This window comes from Corynebacterium tuberculostearicum (assembly GCF_016894265.1).
Taxonomy (GTDB): domain Bacteria; phylum Actinomycetota; class Actinomycetes; order Mycobacteriales; family Mycobacteriaceae; genus Corynebacterium; species Corynebacterium tuberculostearicum_D.
Map to the genome: position 1 here is coordinate 1,996,744 of NZ_CP069791.1, position 16,715 is coordinate 2,013,458.

Annotated in this window: 15 protein-coding genes; 7 read left to right on the plus strand and 8 right to left on the minus strand. The window is 57.3% G+C overall.

What is annotated here, in order from left to right; translation table 11 throughout:
- Positions 1 to 50 precede the first annotated feature (50 nt).
- The gene (locus I6J28_RS09530; protein ID WP_204609501.1) at positions 51 to 794 is read right to left on the minus strand and encodes an IclR family transcriptional regulator; all 744 of its coding nucleotides are present in this window, start codon (positions 792 to 794) and stop codon (positions 51 to 53) included.
- A gap of 63 nt (positions 795 to 857) precedes the next feature.
- Between I6J28_RS09530 and hutG the strand changes: the two genes are divergently transcribed.
- A complete protein-coding gene (gene hutG / locus I6J28_RS09535) occupies positions 858 to 1,790 on the plus strand; it encodes a formimidoylglutamase (RefSeq protein WP_204609503.1) in 933 nt (310 codons plus the stop codon).
- Between the two features lie 8 nt (positions 1,791 to 1,798).
- Here the strand turns inward: hutG and I6J28_RS09540 are convergent, their stop codons facing one another.
- Positions 1,799 to 3,145, minus strand: coding sequence for a YjiH family protein (locus tag I6J28_RS09540; protein WP_204609505.1), 1,347 nt, complete (start codon positions 3,143 to 3,145; stop codon positions 1,799 to 1,801).
- Positions 3,146 to 3,278: 133 nt separating this feature from the next.
- Between I6J28_RS09540 and I6J28_RS09545 the strand changes: the two genes are divergently transcribed.
- The gene (locus tag I6J28_RS09545; RefSeq protein ID WP_204609507.1) at positions 3,279 to 3,674 is read left to right on the plus strand and encodes a (deoxy)nucleoside triphosphate pyrophosphohydrolase; all 396 of its coding nucleotides are present in this window, start codon (positions 3,279 to 3,281) and stop codon (positions 3,672 to 3,674) included.
- On the opposite strand, the gene I6J28_RS09550 is transcribed toward I6J28_RS09545, so the two are convergent.
- Positions 3,661 to 3,915 (minus strand): hypothetical protein, encoded by a 255-nt coding sequence (locus I6J28_RS09550; protein WP_239454591.1) that lies wholly within the window; start codon positions 3,913 to 3,915, stop codon positions 3,661 to 3,663. The two genes, I6J28_RS09545 and I6J28_RS09550, sit on opposite strands and share 14 nt — an antisense overlap.
- A gap of 315 nt (positions 3,916 to 4,230) precedes the next feature.
- Between I6J28_RS09550 and I6J28_RS09555 the strand changes: the two genes are divergently transcribed.
- Entirely contained in the window at positions 4,231 to 7,353 is a 3,123-nt protein-coding gene (locus I6J28_RS09555) for a DEAD/DEAH box helicase (RefSeq protein WP_204609509.1), read from the plus strand.
- A 153-nt stretch (positions 7,354 to 7,506) separates the two neighbouring features.
- On the plus strand, positions 7,507 to 7,749 hold the full coding sequence (locus I6J28_RS11910; RefSeq protein ID WP_255712070.1) for an Nramp family divalent metal transporter: 243 nt from the start codon (positions 7,507 to 7,509) through the stop codon (positions 7,747 to 7,749).
- Between the two features lie 743 nt (positions 7,750 to 8,492).
- On the opposite strand, the gene I6J28_RS09565 is transcribed toward I6J28_RS11910, so the two are convergent.
- Positions 8,493 to 9,227, minus strand: coding sequence for a hypothetical protein (locus I6J28_RS09565; protein ID WP_049361434.1), 735 nt, complete (start codon positions 9,225 to 9,227; stop codon positions 8,493 to 8,495).
- 232 nt (positions 9,228 to 9,459) lie between these two features.
- Here I6J28_RS09565 and I6J28_RS09570 point away from each other — a divergent pair, with 232 nt between their 5' ends.
- A complete protein-coding gene (locus I6J28_RS09570; RefSeq protein WP_204609511.1) occupies positions 9,460 to 10,269 on the plus strand; it encodes an Nramp family divalent metal transporter in 810 nt (269 codons plus the stop codon).
- Positions 10,270 to 10,283: 14 nt separating this feature from the next.
- Here I6J28_RS09570 and I6J28_RS09575 read toward each other — a convergent pair whose 3' ends face one another.
- Positions 10,284 to 11,525 (minus strand): MFS transporter, encoded by a 1,242-nt coding sequence (locus I6J28_RS09575; RefSeq protein WP_204609513.1) that lies wholly within the window; start codon positions 11,523 to 11,525, stop codon positions 10,284 to 10,286.
- 113 nt (positions 11,526 to 11,638) lie between these two features.
- On the opposite strand from I6J28_RS09575, the gene I6J28_RS09580 reads away from it, so the two are divergent.
- Entirely contained in the window at positions 11,639 to 12,157 is a 519-nt protein-coding gene (locus I6J28_RS09580) for a hypothetical protein (protein ID WP_234447197.1), read from the plus strand.
- On the opposite strand, the gene I6J28_RS09585 is transcribed toward I6J28_RS09580, so the two are convergent.
- The 3 genes from I6J28_RS09585 to I6J28_RS09595 form a co-directional block, all read right to left on the minus strand.
- Complete coding sequence (locus tag I6J28_RS09585; RefSeq protein ID WP_204609515.1) at positions 12,154 to 12,996, minus strand: ECF transporter S component; 843 nt, start codon at positions 12,994 to 12,996, stop codon at positions 12,154 to 12,156. The two genes, I6J28_RS09580 and I6J28_RS09585, sit on opposite strands and share 4 nt — an antisense overlap.
- A 174-nt stretch (positions 12,997 to 13,170) precedes the next feature.
- The gene (locus I6J28_RS09590; protein ID WP_204609517.1) at positions 13,171 to 14,019 is read right to left on the minus strand and encodes a DNA primase; all 849 of its coding nucleotides are present in this window, start codon (positions 14,017 to 14,019) and stop codon (positions 13,171 to 13,173) included.
- A gap of 81 nt (positions 14,020 to 14,100) precedes the next feature.
- Positions 14,101 to 15,804, minus strand: coding sequence for a carboxylesterase/lipase family protein (locus tag I6J28_RS09595; protein WP_204609519.1), 1,704 nt, complete (start codon positions 15,802 to 15,804; stop codon positions 14,101 to 14,103).
- 116 nt (positions 15,805 to 15,920) lie between these two features.
- Here I6J28_RS09595 and I6J28_RS09600 point away from each other — a divergent pair, with 116 nt between their 5' ends.
- Complete coding sequence (locus I6J28_RS09600) at positions 15,921 to 16,655, plus strand: hypothetical protein (RefSeq protein ID WP_204609521.1); 735 nt, start codon at positions 15,921 to 15,923, stop codon at positions 16,653 to 16,655.
- Positions 16,656 to 16,715: the final 60 nt, after the last annotated feature.

Here is a 16,715-nt window from a genome sequence, read left to right on the forward strand (position 1 = left end):
TAATCAAAAATGTGTCGCGCGACAGCCCAACGCGATATATGTATGCTACCTCACTTTTTTCGATTGCGGTACATTTTCCCTGCGACCTTGTCTGACACCTGCTGCAATGTCCGAATGGCGCCATCCACCTTTGTATCTGGCGTCCCTACCGGATACGTCACCGCCACCGCCGCCGCTGGACGGTCCAGATGGTCCAGAATAGGGACCGCTACAGAAGCCTGGCCGCGAGTAATTTCCTCCACCTCTTGGTCCCAACCCCGCGCGGCCACCAACCGCAAGCGCTCCTTCAATGCAGAAAAGCCACTGCCACCCGCGGTATCAAAAGCGGCTCGCACCTCTGCGTCAGGAAGATGCGCCAGCATTACGCGCCCCGACGCCGTCTTATGCGCTTGCAATCGCACTCCAACCTCGGTCACCAAAGAGATTGCCCCTGCGGCACGGACCTCCTGCAAGTACAAGATTTCCGATCCAGCCATACGAGACAAGTGCCCCGATCCACCCACCAGATCCGCACACCTTTCCAAGTCCCGAGTAGCCATTCGCACCAAAGGCTGTTGAGTTACATAGGCCGAAGCCATGGAATAGGCCGCAAGGCCCAGGCCATATGTCTTATGTTCCGGCAAGTGCGCCACAAAGCCGGCATCCACCATCTCCGCTAGCAAGTGATAGGTAGATGACCGTGGCAGTCCCAGTTCACCTTGTATCCTGGCAGCAGAAATTGGTACGTCAATCGTCGATAACAACTTAAGAATCTCTAACGCGTGACGGGCCGCTGGAACTCGATTTGTACTCACACTTAGTGATTGTAGGCAGAATTTTCCTGCCATATCCCGCGTTCTTGCCTACCCTCGGTAACCATGAACACCGAAAAAGCTGAACTTTTCACCCCCGCCCCCGAATGGTCCGGCCGCTCCGATGGCCCTGGCCCAGAGCACGCCCGCTGGCATAGCGTTATCAATCAGTCCACCGACTCCCCCGCCCCGGTAACCCTGGTGGGCTTTGCCTCCGATGAGGGCGTGCTGCGCAATGGCGGCCGCCAGGGTGCAGCCGCAGGCCCGGCCGCGCTGCGTTCCGCGCTGGGTTCCTTGGCGGTGCACCATGCGCATGCGCTTGCCGACGCCGGCACAATCACCACCCAAGCCGACGACCTCGACGGCGCCCACGATGCGCTCTCCGATAAAGTGCAGGAGCTCGTCGAAGCCGGCACCCTCCCCATCATTCTGGGCGGTGGTCACGAGACTGCCTTCGGCTCGCACCGCGGCCTCTACCGCGCGGTAGGCGCCACCAAGATCATTAATCTGGACGCCCACTTCGATCTGCGCCGCGCCGATCAAGCCACCTCCGGCACCCCGTTCAAGCAGATTTCGGAGCTCACCGATAACTTCGACTACACCGTGCTGGGTATCTCCCGCCCCAATAACACCGCGGTGCTTTTCGACGAGGCCGAGTCCCTCGGCGTGGCCATCACCCTGGACGAAGAGCTGGTCAACCTCTCCCCGGCCGAGTGCGGCGAGCTCGCTGCCCGCGCCACGGAGGGCAAGGACAAGGTCCACCTATCCATCGACCTCGACGTCCTGCCAGCCTCCACCGCGCCAGGCGTATCCGCACCGGCATCGCTAGGCGTCAGCTACGAGCGCATCCGCGCCATGGCCGTAGCTATTGCGCAAACGGGCAAGCTGGCCCTGGTGGACGTCGTCGAGCTCAACCCCACCTTTGACATAGATAACCGCACCGCCAAGGCAGCGGCGCGGCTTATCGATGACATCGTCACGGCCCACCTAGGGGCCTAGCTCCTACCTCAAAACAGCAGGTGGGCAATCGGCGTGGCGATGAGGATGGTCAGCGCCACGCGCTCAAACCAGATGATGACCAGGTGGGTGAGCTTCACCGGAATCTTGGTAGCCAAGATGCACGGCACCAGCGCGGAGAAGAAGATGATGGCGGAGACTGCCACCACGCCGATGACGAACTTGAGCACCATGCTGTCGCTGCCTGCCACTGCGGTGGCGGGCAGGAACATCTCCGCGATACCCATGGCCGCGCCCTTGCCGGCCTGGACCGGTTCCGGCAGCTGCACTACCCACGCGAACGGATAAAACAGGTAGCCAATCCACTCGAAGATGGACGTAAAGCGCGCGAGCAGTAGGCCAATAAGGCCCACCGACATGATGGAAGGCACGATGGCCGCCGCCATGCGCACACCATCGCGCAGGTTCTCCCAGATGGACTCCCACAAGGATGGCGCGCGCTCTAGTGCCAGCATCGCTTCGCGCCACGCGTTCTTGATGCGCGAGCCTTCCACCGGCTTTTCCGGGTCTGGGTGTGCTTCGGCAAAGTATTCGTCCGGAATGGTGCGCAGCGGCGGAATGCGCACGGTAATGGCCGTCACCACAAAGGTCACGATGAGCGTGACAATAAAGTAGGTGCCCCAGATTTTCATCAGGTCCAGCTGCTTGGCCACAATGACCATGAAGGCCGCAGAGACCGTCGAAAAGCCGGTGGCGATAATGGCCGCCTCGCGCCCGGTATAGCCGCCCTTTTGGTAGACGCGGTCCGTCACCAAAATGCCCAGCGAGTACGAGCCCACGAACGAGGCCACCGCGTCAATGGCGGAGCGCCCCGGCGTCCTCCACAGCGGCCGCATGATGGGCTGCATGAGCACACCAACAAATTCCAGCAGGCCAAAGCCAATGAGAAACGCCAGGAACGCACCACCGATAGGCACGATGAGGCCTACCGGAATCGCGATGGAGTTCCACAGGAACGGCACTAGGTCTTCATCGCCCAGCACCCACGGCAGCGCATCGATGACCATGAGGAAGGAGACCACCGCGCCCACAATGTTGAGCACCGCAAAGACCGCCTGCAGCGCGCTTTCCTTAAACGCCCCGGTGGTAAAGCTGCGCACCGTGCCATAGACGGCAAGGGCAAAGATAATCCACGGCACCAGCGCCGGAATCCCTTCGCGCACCATGGTGACCATGTGGTCCAAAGGAATGGAGCGCTTATCCTGGTACGTCACCGGCAGGAAGAATACGAACGCGCCAATGGCGCTATATAAAAAGAGTTTCCACCGTCCCCCAGGCTGCGGGATCTCCCCGTCATGGCTCTGGTGAGAGGTATAGACAGATTCGGTAGAAGTCACAGTAAAACCGTCCCCTCAAGCTTGCATACAAAAATCAAGCCCGCGTGACAGCCTTACGCGAACATTGGGGATATGTTATCTAAGTAACAGTTCACTGTCTAGATGTTTCCGAGATCCAAGGCACAATGGAGTCATGTCTAACCCCATTCGCGTCGTTGGCGCCGTCTTCCACGACGGCGAGCGGTTCCTCGCCTGCCGCAAGAAACCAGGCAAGCCACTGGAAGGCCACTGGGAATTTCCGGGTGGAAAGATCGAGCCTGGTGAAACCCCTGAGCAAGCCCTAGCTCGTGAAATTCGCGAGGAGCTTAACCTCATCGCCGAGGTCGGCCAGAAAGTGACGACAACAACCTACGAGTACGATTTTGCGACGATTGAGCTAACCACTTTCTACTGCACGCTTGTCGACGGCGACCTACGCCTGACCGATCACGACGATACAAAATGGGTTACCTCCACAGAGGCCGCGCACCTGACGTGGGCTCCCGCAGATATCCCGGCAGTAGAAGCTATTGCTTCTAGTCACAGCTAAGAAAAGAAAGATTCTTCCTTTCGTATTTTCCTTCTGCCAGCATGCGGCGGATATCCTCCGCCAAACGCACTACCAATTGCGGATCGGATTCCGCCAACGCTGCGATTTCCTGCGTTGCCTTGCCTCCGTTTGTCGTTTGTCCTTGATAGGAGGGGCGCGCCGAGTAGAGATCAAAGTATTTCCGGCTCACGCCATTGACATTCCTAAATTTAGGACCTGGCTGGAATTCATCTCCATACATGACTCCCCTGGCCAGAAGGTTGGAAACCCGAGATATTTCCTCCTTAGGTCCTGTAGCTGGCCATCCTAAACGGATTCCAATTTCGGCGACCAAAAGAATCTCATCTCGTAGCCATTTTGGACTTCTCAATCCAGTCTCCAGTCAACAGGGATAAAAATTTAGACTGCTGGGATTGCACTTCTTAATCGAGTTCAAAGTCTCTGGGGAATGCGAATAATGAAGATCACTGAAGGGCAACACCGTCTGGAGAAAATTTACTTCGCCAATCCTTGAATCAGCCAATTTGCATACCGAAGCCTTTAGAATTTGGTCATTATGAGTACCAACCCTGACTCTTCCCTACCTTTCGGCGTTTACGAGACCCCTATTACGGCCCGAATTCGTGAACGAATGAACGAAACGCTAAGCCAACATCCTGCTGCAGGATTCGGTATTGGAAGAAGCTCCGATGAAGAGGCTCATGGCCGCTATACCTCGGCGGTTTCACAACATATTGGTTCACTCCTAGAGCGACGGCTATACGGTTTGAAGTCACCCGAAGACCGGGTTGCCCTAATCAATAACATCGCGCTTCTACTGGGCGAAGATGAGGAAATTGATTCCGAAGAACTCCTCTACGCCGTATACAACTCCGGATTGGCGGACCCTCCCTTACTTCCGGATGTTTCACTCACCAAGAGTGCACTATTCACTAACACCCAAGGAGAATCTAGTTTAACCAGCGAAATCGAGAGAGAAATCAAAACTGCTGATTCGGTTGATCTGCTCTGTGCGTTCATCAAGAACTCCGGCATCAGCGTTCTTGATAGACAACTCGAGTACCTTCGCGATAACGAGATCCCTTTCCGGCTACTCACTTCTACCTACTGCGGTGCGTCCGACGCAGCTGCGCTCGAGCGATTGGTTGAAAAGTATCAGGCCGAAGTAAAGATTTGCTATGAGCACAAATCCACTCGCCTTCATGCCAAAGCTTGGCTATTCCGCCGAAAGTCCGGATTCGATACTGCCTTTATCGGCAGTTCCAACCTTTCCCGATCTGCTCTCGTCGATGGTTGGGAGTGGAATGTCCGCGGGTCCAATACCGCGACTCCTGAAGTAATCGATAAGTTCATCAAGACTTTCGATAGCTACTGGCACGACAGTCATTTCAAGACCTTCGACCCAAATCGCGACATGGAGAGACTCGAGCGGTCTCTTCGCGTTGCCAAGGGTGGCGAAAACTCCGGAGCACTTCGCCAACTGGAGTTATCTGGCCTTGAGGTAACTCCTTACCCCTACCAAGAAGAAATGCTCGAAGCGCTACGCTCAGAGCGTGAGGTAAAAGATCGGCATAGGAACCTCCTGGTTGCTGCTACAGGAACAGGAAAGACAGTAGTTGCCGCATTGGACTACCGGAACCTATGCGAACAATGGAAGCGACGCCCTCGGCTGCTTTTCGTTGCACACCGGAAAGAAATTCTTCAACAAGCCCGCCGGACATTCCAGGAAGTGCTTAAAGACGCGGACTTTGGCGAGCTGCTAGTCGACGGCGCTCAGCCTCGCCGCTGGGACTATGTGTTCGCCAGCGTGCAATCTCTCAGCGCTTCCCGTTTACAAAACCTAAATAGCAAGCATTTTGATGCCGTAGTAATCGACGAGTTTCATCACGCACAAGCCCCCACTTATAAAGCACTTTTGGACCACCTCCAGCCACAAGAGCTCCTGGGTTTAACGGCAACACCAGAACGTGGTGATGGCGAAAACGTCCAGAAATACTTTGACTATCGCGTAGCACATGAACTGCGTTTGTGGGATGCCTTGCGTCTACAGCTCTTAGTCCCTATGCATTACTACGGGATTGCCGATGGAACGGACCTTTCCTCATTGACTTGGAGCCGAGGAAAAAAGGACTACAACACCGAAGAGCTCTCCGAGTTCTACATCAAAGCGGGAGAAAAGCGCACCCGCTTCATTGTTAACGAGCTAAACCGACGCATCTTCGATCTCTCAGAGATGAAAGCTATCGGCTTTTGCGTCACGATTGCCCACGCAGAATATATGGCGCGGCAATTCCAGCAATTTGGAATCCCAGCGCGAGCTGTCACAAGCGATCTCACCGCCACCGAGCGTGCTCAGGCCATCAAAGATCTGGAGACTGGCGACGTCAAAGTCCTGTTCTCTGTAGATATATTTAATGAGGGCGTTGATATTCCTTCTGTTAACACCCTTCTTTTGCTCCGCCCGACACAAAGCCCTGTGGTCTTTCTACAACAACTGGGTCGTGGTCTTCGTCTATCTCCAGGCAAGGACTCCTGCGTCATTCTCGATTTCATTGGACAGCAGCACGTCGATTTTGATTTTGAGCGAAAATTCCATGCCTTAACCCGGAAGCGGGGCAAGCGCTTAGCTGAAGAAATTGAGCAGGGCTTCCCCACCACCCCACCGGGTTCGCATATCCAGTTCGACCAATCGACGACCGAGCAGGTTCTCCGAAACGTCAAGAAGGTCTCACGGAATTCCTTACGCAAAGTGCGTGCATTGCTCTCTGAAATTCGAACCACGAATCTCAAAGAGTTCCTTGAGGATTCGAACCTGCAATTAGAGGATATCTACCGTCCATCCAAATATTCATGGACCCGGCTACTTCGAGAAGAAGGGCTACTACAGCAAAACACGGATGAGACCGAATCGTTTTTACTTAACCGAATTCGGGTCTTCCTTCACGTCAACGATCCACACCGAATCGATGCCTATCTGCGTATCCTTTCCTCCTCAAATCTTCGCTACTCCGACATGGGGCCATCCGACCAGGCCTTCACCCGAATGCTCGTACTCGGATTCTGGGCGAACTCAAATTCTCCGCACCCTGGTTCCTATGACGCCGCCCTGACGACTTTGCGCCAGCATCCACAAGTTGCTTGGGAGTTGGAGCAGGTTATGCAACTGAGCAGTGACTCCTCGCGCATCGTTCCACAGCATAGCGATAGTTCAGTTTTGGAAACGCATGCGGATTACTCGTTGGCCGAGCTTATTGGTGCTTTAGAGTCAGGAAGCCTTCAGCAGCTTGTAAACCTGCCACGCGAAGGAGTGAAGTACTTTCCCGATATCAACACAGATCTCTTCTTGGTGACATTTCAAAAAGACGACCAGGTTAGTGCTTCGACAAATTACCGCGACTACCCAATTTCACCCGACCTTTTGCACTGGGAATCTCAATCAACAACAACTTTGAAATCGAAGGCGGCTAGGCGATACATCGGCCATCGGGAGCGTGAAGGAAAAATACTTATTGCCTCGCGCTTTACTAAGAAGAACGAAGTCGGGACAGCGAGCGCCTATACCTATCTAGGCGCGGTGGACTATGTATCCCACCATGGGGAAAAACCAATTCAATTTGAATGGAAGCTCCAAAGGTCGATGCCTAAGGCTCTGTATGCTGCGGGAAGAACGGTGGCCTAGAAATCCGTTCAGGAAATGGATACACCCGTTTTGCTGGTAGCAAGCGCCGCTCTCCCTATAGTGATTTAAAGCACACTCAATCGAGAGGGTTCTATGAGTCAAACCAGCGAATCGAGTGCCGTCCGGCCTGCAGGGGGAATGCACGGCAAAGGAATGACGAACCAGACAAGGGAGAAATGGACCTTAGTTGGTCCGGGATATGTTGCCGCAGCGACTGGTGTCGGCGCAGCTGACTTAGTTGCCACCATGATTGCGGGCCAACGCTATGGCTACGCTCTCTTGTGGGCAGTCATAATCGGTATGATTATGAAAATTGTTCTAGCCGAAAGCGTTGGACGGTATAGCCTTGCCACCGGAAACACCATGTTCCATGGGTGCCGAGAAATGGGTCGGTAGACTTCCTGGTTTTTGCCCCCTATTTCGAAATCAGACCCTTGAAACCCTAACCGCCTAGAATTAAACCAATCCAACTTTCGGGGGCCAATTCAAGGCCTGGGTCCTTTTCGTATGCGTTAGGTAGAATATCCAAACGCCCAGTGATGGAATTTATGTAAAGGAAACCTCATTCAATGTGCTGGTCAAACGGGATCACAGACGGAACCGTCTCGGGCGTTATATCTGGTCTTTTGGTTGCCTCTACTCTCGGTCTTATTGAACGGACCTCTCGCCCACGCTTAGAACTCCGACGCATTGATGACGAAACGGCGCTACTACGGAACAACGGGTTTCGCACGGTCGTTTTTGGGGACACTTTCGCGCTCGAAAAAGGTAGTGACCTGATTTATCCCAAAGACGGTTTTCGGGGTCACATAAGCGAAATGAGGTGCGATGGGCGGGGAGAGATTGTTGTCGGTTGCGCAATCGGGCTAGGTGAGTCTCTCTCATTGACATACAAACCGGTGTGGCCCACTAATCCATTGCTCAAACGGTATTGGCGACGTATTCAAAATCAGGCCCAGCAAGCAGACGTTATGAAGGTACTTGAACGAACCAACAATCCTTGGTGGACGGTGCAGGGCTTTAAGTCCCGGCTGTCAAAAACGAGCCCCGGGAAGTTTGTGAAGTCAACTAGATTGTGGCGCTGGAAACTCGCGCACCTTCCCCTAAAACCCATATAAAGGTAACTGGTGTGGGCCATGTCATCTTCTACTTCTTTTCGCAGTCGATGGAGTGCCCCTCTTTCCGAACGGCCACCAGTTCGACTGTGGTTGTTCCACTGACAGCTCCGGCGGGAGCGGGTGGAGGCGGTTAATGGCCGTTTCTTTCAAGTCCTCCAGGGCCGTCTCTACAGCCTTAGACATGGGGTAAGTCTCCGTTAGTAATTCATCAACATAGGGATTAGGGAGTATCTGTTTCGGTTCTCCCTCCGGCGCGTAGTACCTAGACTTGTCCGTCTCCATAGCCTGGCGGACGACCACGGCGTTAGAACGGACCACCGGATCCGCCAGTGACAACTCCAGCGTGAGGGCGCGTGTAATGGCCTCATTCAGAAACCAGCGGGCGGTATCCATTTGGCCGTTAACCACCTCATAGTCCCCGGGTTCACCATCAACGAGTTGATCTATTTCTGACACGTACCCCAGGGCGGCTCCGTAGGCTTTAGCCTCCATTTTGCCCTGTAGGTTTGCCACCTCCGCCAGGAACGTGAGGACCGCCTGGCGTTGCACCGCCGCGCTATCTCTCACAACCTCATAACGCCACCGTTCTCCCTCCCCCTGGAGTTCCCGGCGGCGGATACGTTCATTACTTTTCGTGGTGATTACCACGCCCGTGAGAGTGGCCACGGGCACCATGAGAGTGAGGAACGGCTGGGAGGCGATAACGTCACCCAGCCAGGGCCATAAACCCCATTCCCAGAATTGCAACCGGTTCATAAACACACCATACGACACGGGCCGGACATGAGGGCTACCCGTCCTGGCCGTCCTGGGGCACGGCGGTAGACGTTTAAGTTACCCATTAGGGGTAAATCAAGGCGGGGAGTCTACCAGGCGTTACACCCCTGGGATACACGTCCCCGACTTCAGGCCATAGCAATAAGTAGACCCTGCGCGATAGAAGCCATGACCACGCCAGTTACTCGCGTTGTCCGGCTACACCCCACTAATGGGTAACCGTGTCACCCCAGGCCCGAGCCTCATTCCCCTACCACTCTGCCTCTGGTGGTTACCTGTTTCACGCGGCCTAGCGGTTGGATATGTTGCAACTTTTCAAGTTTCCCATGGCTCCTTCATCTATGTACTGTCCATCGCCGGCGGAGTAGGTGGCACAATCACGCTTGCTGCTTATGGCTACTGGCTGAGAGAAAAGGAATGGTACACGCCAAAATGGATGAAGGTTATGCGCATGGACAATGCTGTAGCTTACGCGGTTACCGGTATTTTTGTTCTGGCTACACTCGCACTGGGCGCAGAACTGCTCTACAGCGCTAACGTCGCTGTGTCCGATAACGACCAAGGACTCGTTGATATGGCAGACGTTCTCGAGGACCGCTACGGAACGTTCATGTCTAAGTTGTTCATCGTCGGGTTCTTCTCCGCCGCATTCTCTTCCTGCCTTGGCGTGTGGAACGGTGTATCCCTGATGTTTGCTGACTACATCGGTCACCTCAAAAAGATCCCGCAAGGCGATCCCCGAACCAGTACTGGTGGAAAGTACTACCGCGCTTACCTCATCTGGCTGACCTTCCCACCAATGCTGCTTCTACTCCTTGGAAAGCCAACCGGACTCATCATCGCCTACGGAGTCCTGGGCGCTTTGTTTATGCCGTTCTTAGGCCTTACCCTTTTGGTCCTGCTGAACACCAAACACACCCCAAAGCAATGGAGAAACGGCTGGATCGTCAACACGTTGATGGCGGTAATCTCCGTTGCCTTCGTTTATCTTTGCGCTTCCCAATTGGGTGAAATTCTCTAGCCGAGAATACGTGCCTACTTCTCCTGCGGCACCCGCTTCGGCTTGTTCCCCACCGCGGCGTGCGGATCGCGGCCGAACGCCCAGGCAATGATGCCGATGAAGGCGATGGCACCGCAGACGGTGAAGGCGAGGGGGAAGCCGGAGGCGTCGGCAAGCAGGCCAATGAGCATGGGGCCCAAGATTTGGCCGAAGTCTCCGGCCATCTGGAAGGTGGATAGCACCTTGCCGCCGGAGCGGTCATTGCCCACGATGTCGCCCACCGCGGCCTGCTGGGAGGGGTTGATAAGCCCGGAAGAGGCGCCGGCAAAGGCAGAGACGAGCAGGAGGAACCACACGCTGGTGGCCATGCCCATGAGCACCATGAAGATGGCCGAACCAAAGAGGCCGATGAGGATAAGCGGCTTGCGGCCATGGATGTCGGACCACTTGCCGGAGAACTGCAGCACGATGGCGTTGCCGGCCGCGAAGACTGCGAGCGCCAGGCCGGAGGCGGCCGCGCCATTGTGGAAGATGGAGGCGGCAAAAAGCGGCAGGACGGATACGCGCACGCCCATATTGATCCAGCTATGGGCAAAGTTGGAGGTCAGCACCGCGCGGTAGGCGGTATCACCCCAGGCCTCCTGCAAGCGCATGGGCGGCAGCTTGTCCTTGCTGGCCTGCTTGTGGTTCACGCGAGGCATTTGCCACCAGACGACGAACGCGGCCAGCGCCACGCCCACGCCGTAGATGAAGAATGGCCAGCGGAACCCCAGGAAGGACAGGCTGGCACCAAGAACGGGGCCGGCGACGTTACCGAGCAGGAAGGCAGTGGCGTAGGTGGCAGAGCACTTGCCGCGAATCGTCGGCGGGGACATGCGCACGATAAGGCCCATGGCCGAGACGGTGAACATGGTCGAGCCAATGCCGGCCAGGGCGCGCAGGGCCACGATGTGCCAATAGCTTTGGGCGATGGAGACGAGGCCCGTGGTCACCGCGACGGTCATGAGCCCGATGAGGTAAACGCGGCGCGAGCCCACGCGGTCCACCAAAGAACCAGACATGGGCGCGAAGATAAGGCGCGAGGCGGCGAAGATGGAGACCACAAGGCCTGCGGCGGCCATGGAGACATCGAAGCTAACCACAAACTGCGGCAGGAGCGGGGCGATGAGGCCATAGCCCAAAGCGATAATAAAAGCGGCGGTAACCATGACCCAGATTTCGCGTGGGATCTTAGGTGCTTCCTCGTGTTCTACTTCCCCACTGTGTGTATTCATCATATCGGCTGCAACTCTAATCCTTGGCATCAGGGAAAGCCATTTGCAGCTTGCGTTCGAACACGTGTTTGTTTTTTGGTGGGGCTATGTCCGCACTGGGTTCTAGTGTTATGGCCATGCACAACGTACAAAAGAAATTTCCCCAGCCCACCGCAATGAACCTGCCCCAGTCCGCCTCCGAGATTGCGGCAGACTTGCTCTACCACGAATATGACACCATCAACTCCATCGCCGCCATCATGCACCACCCACGCTCCCTCGCGCGCCCTACTCCCACTTGGCGCCCACCGATAAAGCAACTGCCGACGCCCGCCGGTGGACCGAGCGGAGAGTACTGCATGAGCATTACCCGCCACCGCGTGGGCGCACGCGTGAAAGCTCGCGTGCGCGGCTTTGGGCAAGACCGCATTCCGGCCTATCTGATTACCATTCGCATTACCGAGAACTTTGGCCAGCCGGTAGATCCGGCCGTGGCAGAGGGCTGGGTGCGTACACTCGTGCCGGCAGAGATGGTTGGCGCAGTCCACGAGGTCTCCCGTGGTCCAAATGCCACTTATGTGTGGCTCGTGGATAGCTCCTATCAGCCGGTCCACTCCCCCGAGTCACTCTTCGCCGGCTTCAGCCAAGCCGCCTAGGCGGTCGCGCGCTGTTTTGTTGACTGCGCAGATGCGTCTGGCCCTGCGTGCGGGTCAGGCGCGTGGAGCACCTTCCGCATCACCTCGCGATTGAAGGTCACCGTGTAGTGCCGGGCGATTGTCTTTGGCATAAAGCGCAGGACCAAGCAGGCGATGAGGACGGTAAAGACCTTATCCAGAATGTCCGTGGTAAGGCCTTGCAAGATGATGGCCAAGCGCTCGTCTTGGAAAATCATCTCGTAGAACTTGGTGAGGTTTTGCGGTCCCTTGCGCGGTCGGCCGCTGAAGGAAAAGATGAGCACGTACACGCTCATCACGCCGGAGCCGATGCCCATTCCGAGGCCGGAGAAAATAATCCACGACAGCTTGTTGAATACCCCGCGGCGAGCCAGCAGGCCTACTGCGGCACCGATAAAAATGCCTACGGGCGCAAAGGCGAGATCATAGGCAAAGTACACTCCGCCCAATACGGTGGTGGTAAGCCCCGTGGCCATGCCGAGCACGGGACCGGCGATGATGGCGACGATGGCGGTGCCGACGGTGTCGAAGAACATCGGCACCTGCGTGCGCACCGTCAACGAGCCCAATAGCAGGTTGATGGAGGCGCCGAAGATGGGATACAGGAGGATGCAGTTAGGCACCAACCCATGCTGCGAGGTATATAGCAGCACCGCGGCCACTAGGAGGAGGACCCAGACGCTGGCGGTCAGGTAGGACTCGAAAGTCACATTTACCGTGGAGTACACCCCAAGGACGGTACAAAACCACGCGGCGAGCGAGAGTGCCACGGCGATAACGACGAGGACGTAGCGCCACGTGGTATCGCGGGTCATTGCCATGGTCTTCTCTTCCTCATAAGGCTTGGTTTAGGGCAGCTTTCCAGCTGCAGGCTGGGAATGTCCTAAAGCCTAATTGGCGGCGCGCGAAAGTAGCAACACAAAAGGGCCCCTAAAACGGGAAAGGCCCAGCGTGGCCGCGGAAGGCGGCGGGGCTGGACTATGGGGAGGCGGGGACTATTTTTCGCCGGCTGCGGGGGCGTCGGATTCGTAGTCCAGGTCGGCATCGTCGCCGTCGAAGTAGTCCTCGTCTTCGTCCTCGTCGTCTTCGCCGAAGATGTCGTAGACATCGGGCTCTTCGTAGTCTTCGTCATCGAAGGAGACGAGCTGTGCCTCCCAGTCCAGGGCCTGCTCGGAGACGAGGCCTAGGACATCAAAGAGGCGATCGAAGTCGGTGTAGGTGCCAAGTTCAAGGGCCTCGGCGGGAACCTCCACGATGGGAACGTCATCAAACTCGGCGTTATCAAAGAGGGCGAGGCGGTCAGCCTCGTCGAGGTCCTCATCCTCTTCGTCCACTTCCCAGGCGAGGGCGACTGCCTCATCCTCCATGTCATCGAGATCGTCTTCATCGAAATCGAAGGCAAGGAAGCGCACGATGGCGGACGGGACGCCGTCGATGGTTTCCACGAGCACGCGCAGCTCCGAGTCATTGGCCACTTCGGCCACGACGAGGTGCGGGTTGAGCTCATCTTGGGCAAATTCTAGTTCCGCGATGCGCTCATCGGTGCCCTCCAGCAGGTCCCGCAGAACGGTGACCACCTGGTCGGTAGCGATGTGGCGGGACACCGCCTCCACGGCATCATCTACAGAGAAGGCGACGGAGACGAGGACTGCCTCAAATTCCTCATCGTCTTCATCAACATCCGCCGCGGCAATGTAGACGTTCGCGGCGGGGAGAAGCGGATCGATTTCAATAAATTGGATTTCCAGATCAGAGGTGATTGGAACGAACATGACGTCATCGTTGACGCGGGACTCGATGCCCTCGGCATCCAATGCAGAAGCAATATCTTCGAAAAAGCTCATGGTGGTTTAAAATCCATCCTTCGGAAGCAGAGGTTCCCACGGTAGGCAAGCCGCCGCCCGCGGTCACTGTGGAGTCTACCGTTATTCCCACCCGGATGGTTGGAAGCCCAAAGATCTCACCAGCTCCGGGCGCCCACTTCCCCACTCCAACATGTGGTATCCCTCCCAGGCTTGTCGCTTGAGCTCGTGCGGGGCGTGCTCAATATAGGCCTCGGCATCGAAGATCATGGTGGCGCGGTGAGTGGATCCGTAGCGCGGCCAGCTCATCTCCGGGCGGCCGCCGTGGATAAAGGCGGACCAGTGTTGCTGCATGGTGGCGGTAAGTTCCTCCATCTCCGCGCGCGAGCCCCAATTGGTCAGGAAAGACGCGCGCGAGGAATAAGGGTCACCGAAGACATTGCCGAGCTCCATCGAATGCATCGCGCCGAGGCCGAGCCACTTGAGCACGGCAGAGGCGAAGTCGAAGCGATACATCCACGTTGGCGCCACTTTTGCATGGGCGGTGGCGATGCGGGTGGAGGGTGCCCAAAAGAGGGCGTCGGCAAGCAGGTGCGCAAAGTCCTCCCGGGCCACCGCGCCGTCATAGGCGGCGACGACCTCGGGGGCGTGCTGGGGATCGAAGGAAGCCAGAAGGCGCAAGGCGGCGCGCTCACGGGAGCTTTGCCGCTGGAAGAGGAATTTACCAAAGCTAGCCTCGTCCGAGTTTGTGCCGATGAGCAGCGGAATCTGGTGCTGGTTCCCGTTTTCAAAGGCGGCGATGGGGTGTTCCGGAATGAGCTCATCATCCACCGTGGGCGCGTAGCAGGAATTAAGGTGAATGAGCTCGCCGGCCCGCCACATCATGGATTGGCCCGAGCGCACCAGATCGGCAAAGTTTTCCTGGCGCAGGTCCTCCACCGAGGTGCGCCGGGGCAAGGCCAGGCGGTGAACCAGCTCGCGCGCCCACAAGGTGGACTGGGCGCGGGAATGGATCATCGCAATCGGTGGGGACTGGGCGATGGCGCGGTGGAAGAGGCCCTCCGCGGCCGGGCTCGTCATAAGGGTGAGGACCGCCGCGCCGCCGGCCGATTCGCCCATGAGGGTGACGGAATCAGGATCGCCGCCAAAGGCCGCGATATTGTCGCGCACCCATTGCAGCGCCAGGATCTGATCGGCCACCGCCGGGTTAGCGCTGCAGTCCCCGCCCAGGCTGCGCAGATCCAAATAGCCCAGGGAGTTGAGGCGGAAGTTAATGGATACGTAGACCACGTCCATGCGGGTGGCTAACTCAAAGCCGCGGAGCATAAGCATGTGGGACGAGCCCATTATGAAGCTGCCGCCGTGTAGGTAGACCACCACGGGAAGCTTCTCTTCGGTGCGCGGGCGCACGATGTCGAGGTGCAGACAGTCCTCGGAGCCGATAATGCGGTCGGTCCAGGAATACGTGGTCTGCGGGGCCGGTGGGCCGAACTGGCTGCAATCGCGCACGCCCTCCCAAGCCGGTGCGGGCTGCGGGGCGCGGAAGCGGTTGTCCCCGGCGGTGGTATCGCCGAAGGGGATGCCGCGCCAAGTGAGCACCGGCCCGGCGCTAATGGGGCGATCGGTGCGCAGGTCCTCCTCTATAACGCCGCGCACCCACCCGGAGGTGGTGCGCACGGTGAGCTCATCTGCCAAGGCGTTTTGGGCCTCTTCATGCGCGCGGCGGGCGCGTTCGTGGGCCTGCTCCGCTTTCAGGCGCGCCGCCGCGGAAGACTCCTCCAGAGGGAAACCCTCAGAGTCGCGGTTGTTCTCGTGCGGCGTAACCATGCCCTCTAGCTTAGGTGCCCTGCACGCCCTCGGCGATCTCTTTGCGGCGCGACGGCGTATTAATAGAGCCTTTACTATGCTGGGCGCAGATAAGTTTTAGCGAAAGAAAAGGACACATGGGTTTCTTTACTAAAGACAAGAAGGACAACTCCGCCGAGGTCGACACCGTCGATACCTATGACATCGATCCGGAAGATACCAACCGCTTTACCTCCGCGCTCCTCAATTCCCTGGACCGCGCAGTAGCCGTGCAGTCCGGTGTCATCATCAAGTACGTCGACAACCTGAAAAAGCGCAATAAGGACGCGAGCCCGCAGCAGCTGCAAGAACTCATTGACAAGCACTTCCTCAATATCACCTCCGGCACCGGTGCGGCCGCGGGCGCTTCTGCTGCCATCCCTGGTGTCGGTTTGGTAACCGGCGCAGCTACCATCGCCGGCGAATCCGTAGTCTTCTTGGAGGCGGCCGCGTGGTACATCTTGGCCTCGGCCTACCTGCGTGGCGATGACATCAAGTCCCCCGAGCGCCGCCGCGCCCTTGTACTTTTGGTGCTGACCGGTTCGAAGGGGTCCGCTTTGGTGGATACTTTTGTGGGCGATCTCAATAGCGTGGCGGGCATGCGCTCGGCCGCTAGCCTCTCCCGCTTCTCCGGCCCGACGCTGTCTGGCATCAACGGCCGCCTGACCAAGCTTTTTACCAAGCAGATCACCAAGCGCCTGAAGTGGGCGTGGATCAGCAAGCTCATGCCCATGGGCATCGGCGCCGTGCTGGGCACCACCGCCAACCGCAAGCTGGCCAAGCAGGTCATCGAGCACGCCAGCGAGCAGCTTTCTCCCCTCACCCAAGCCTAGGGGTAGCCGGAAACCACTAAGCGGGGCTATTGATACCCCTAACATAGTGAGTTTAGGGGT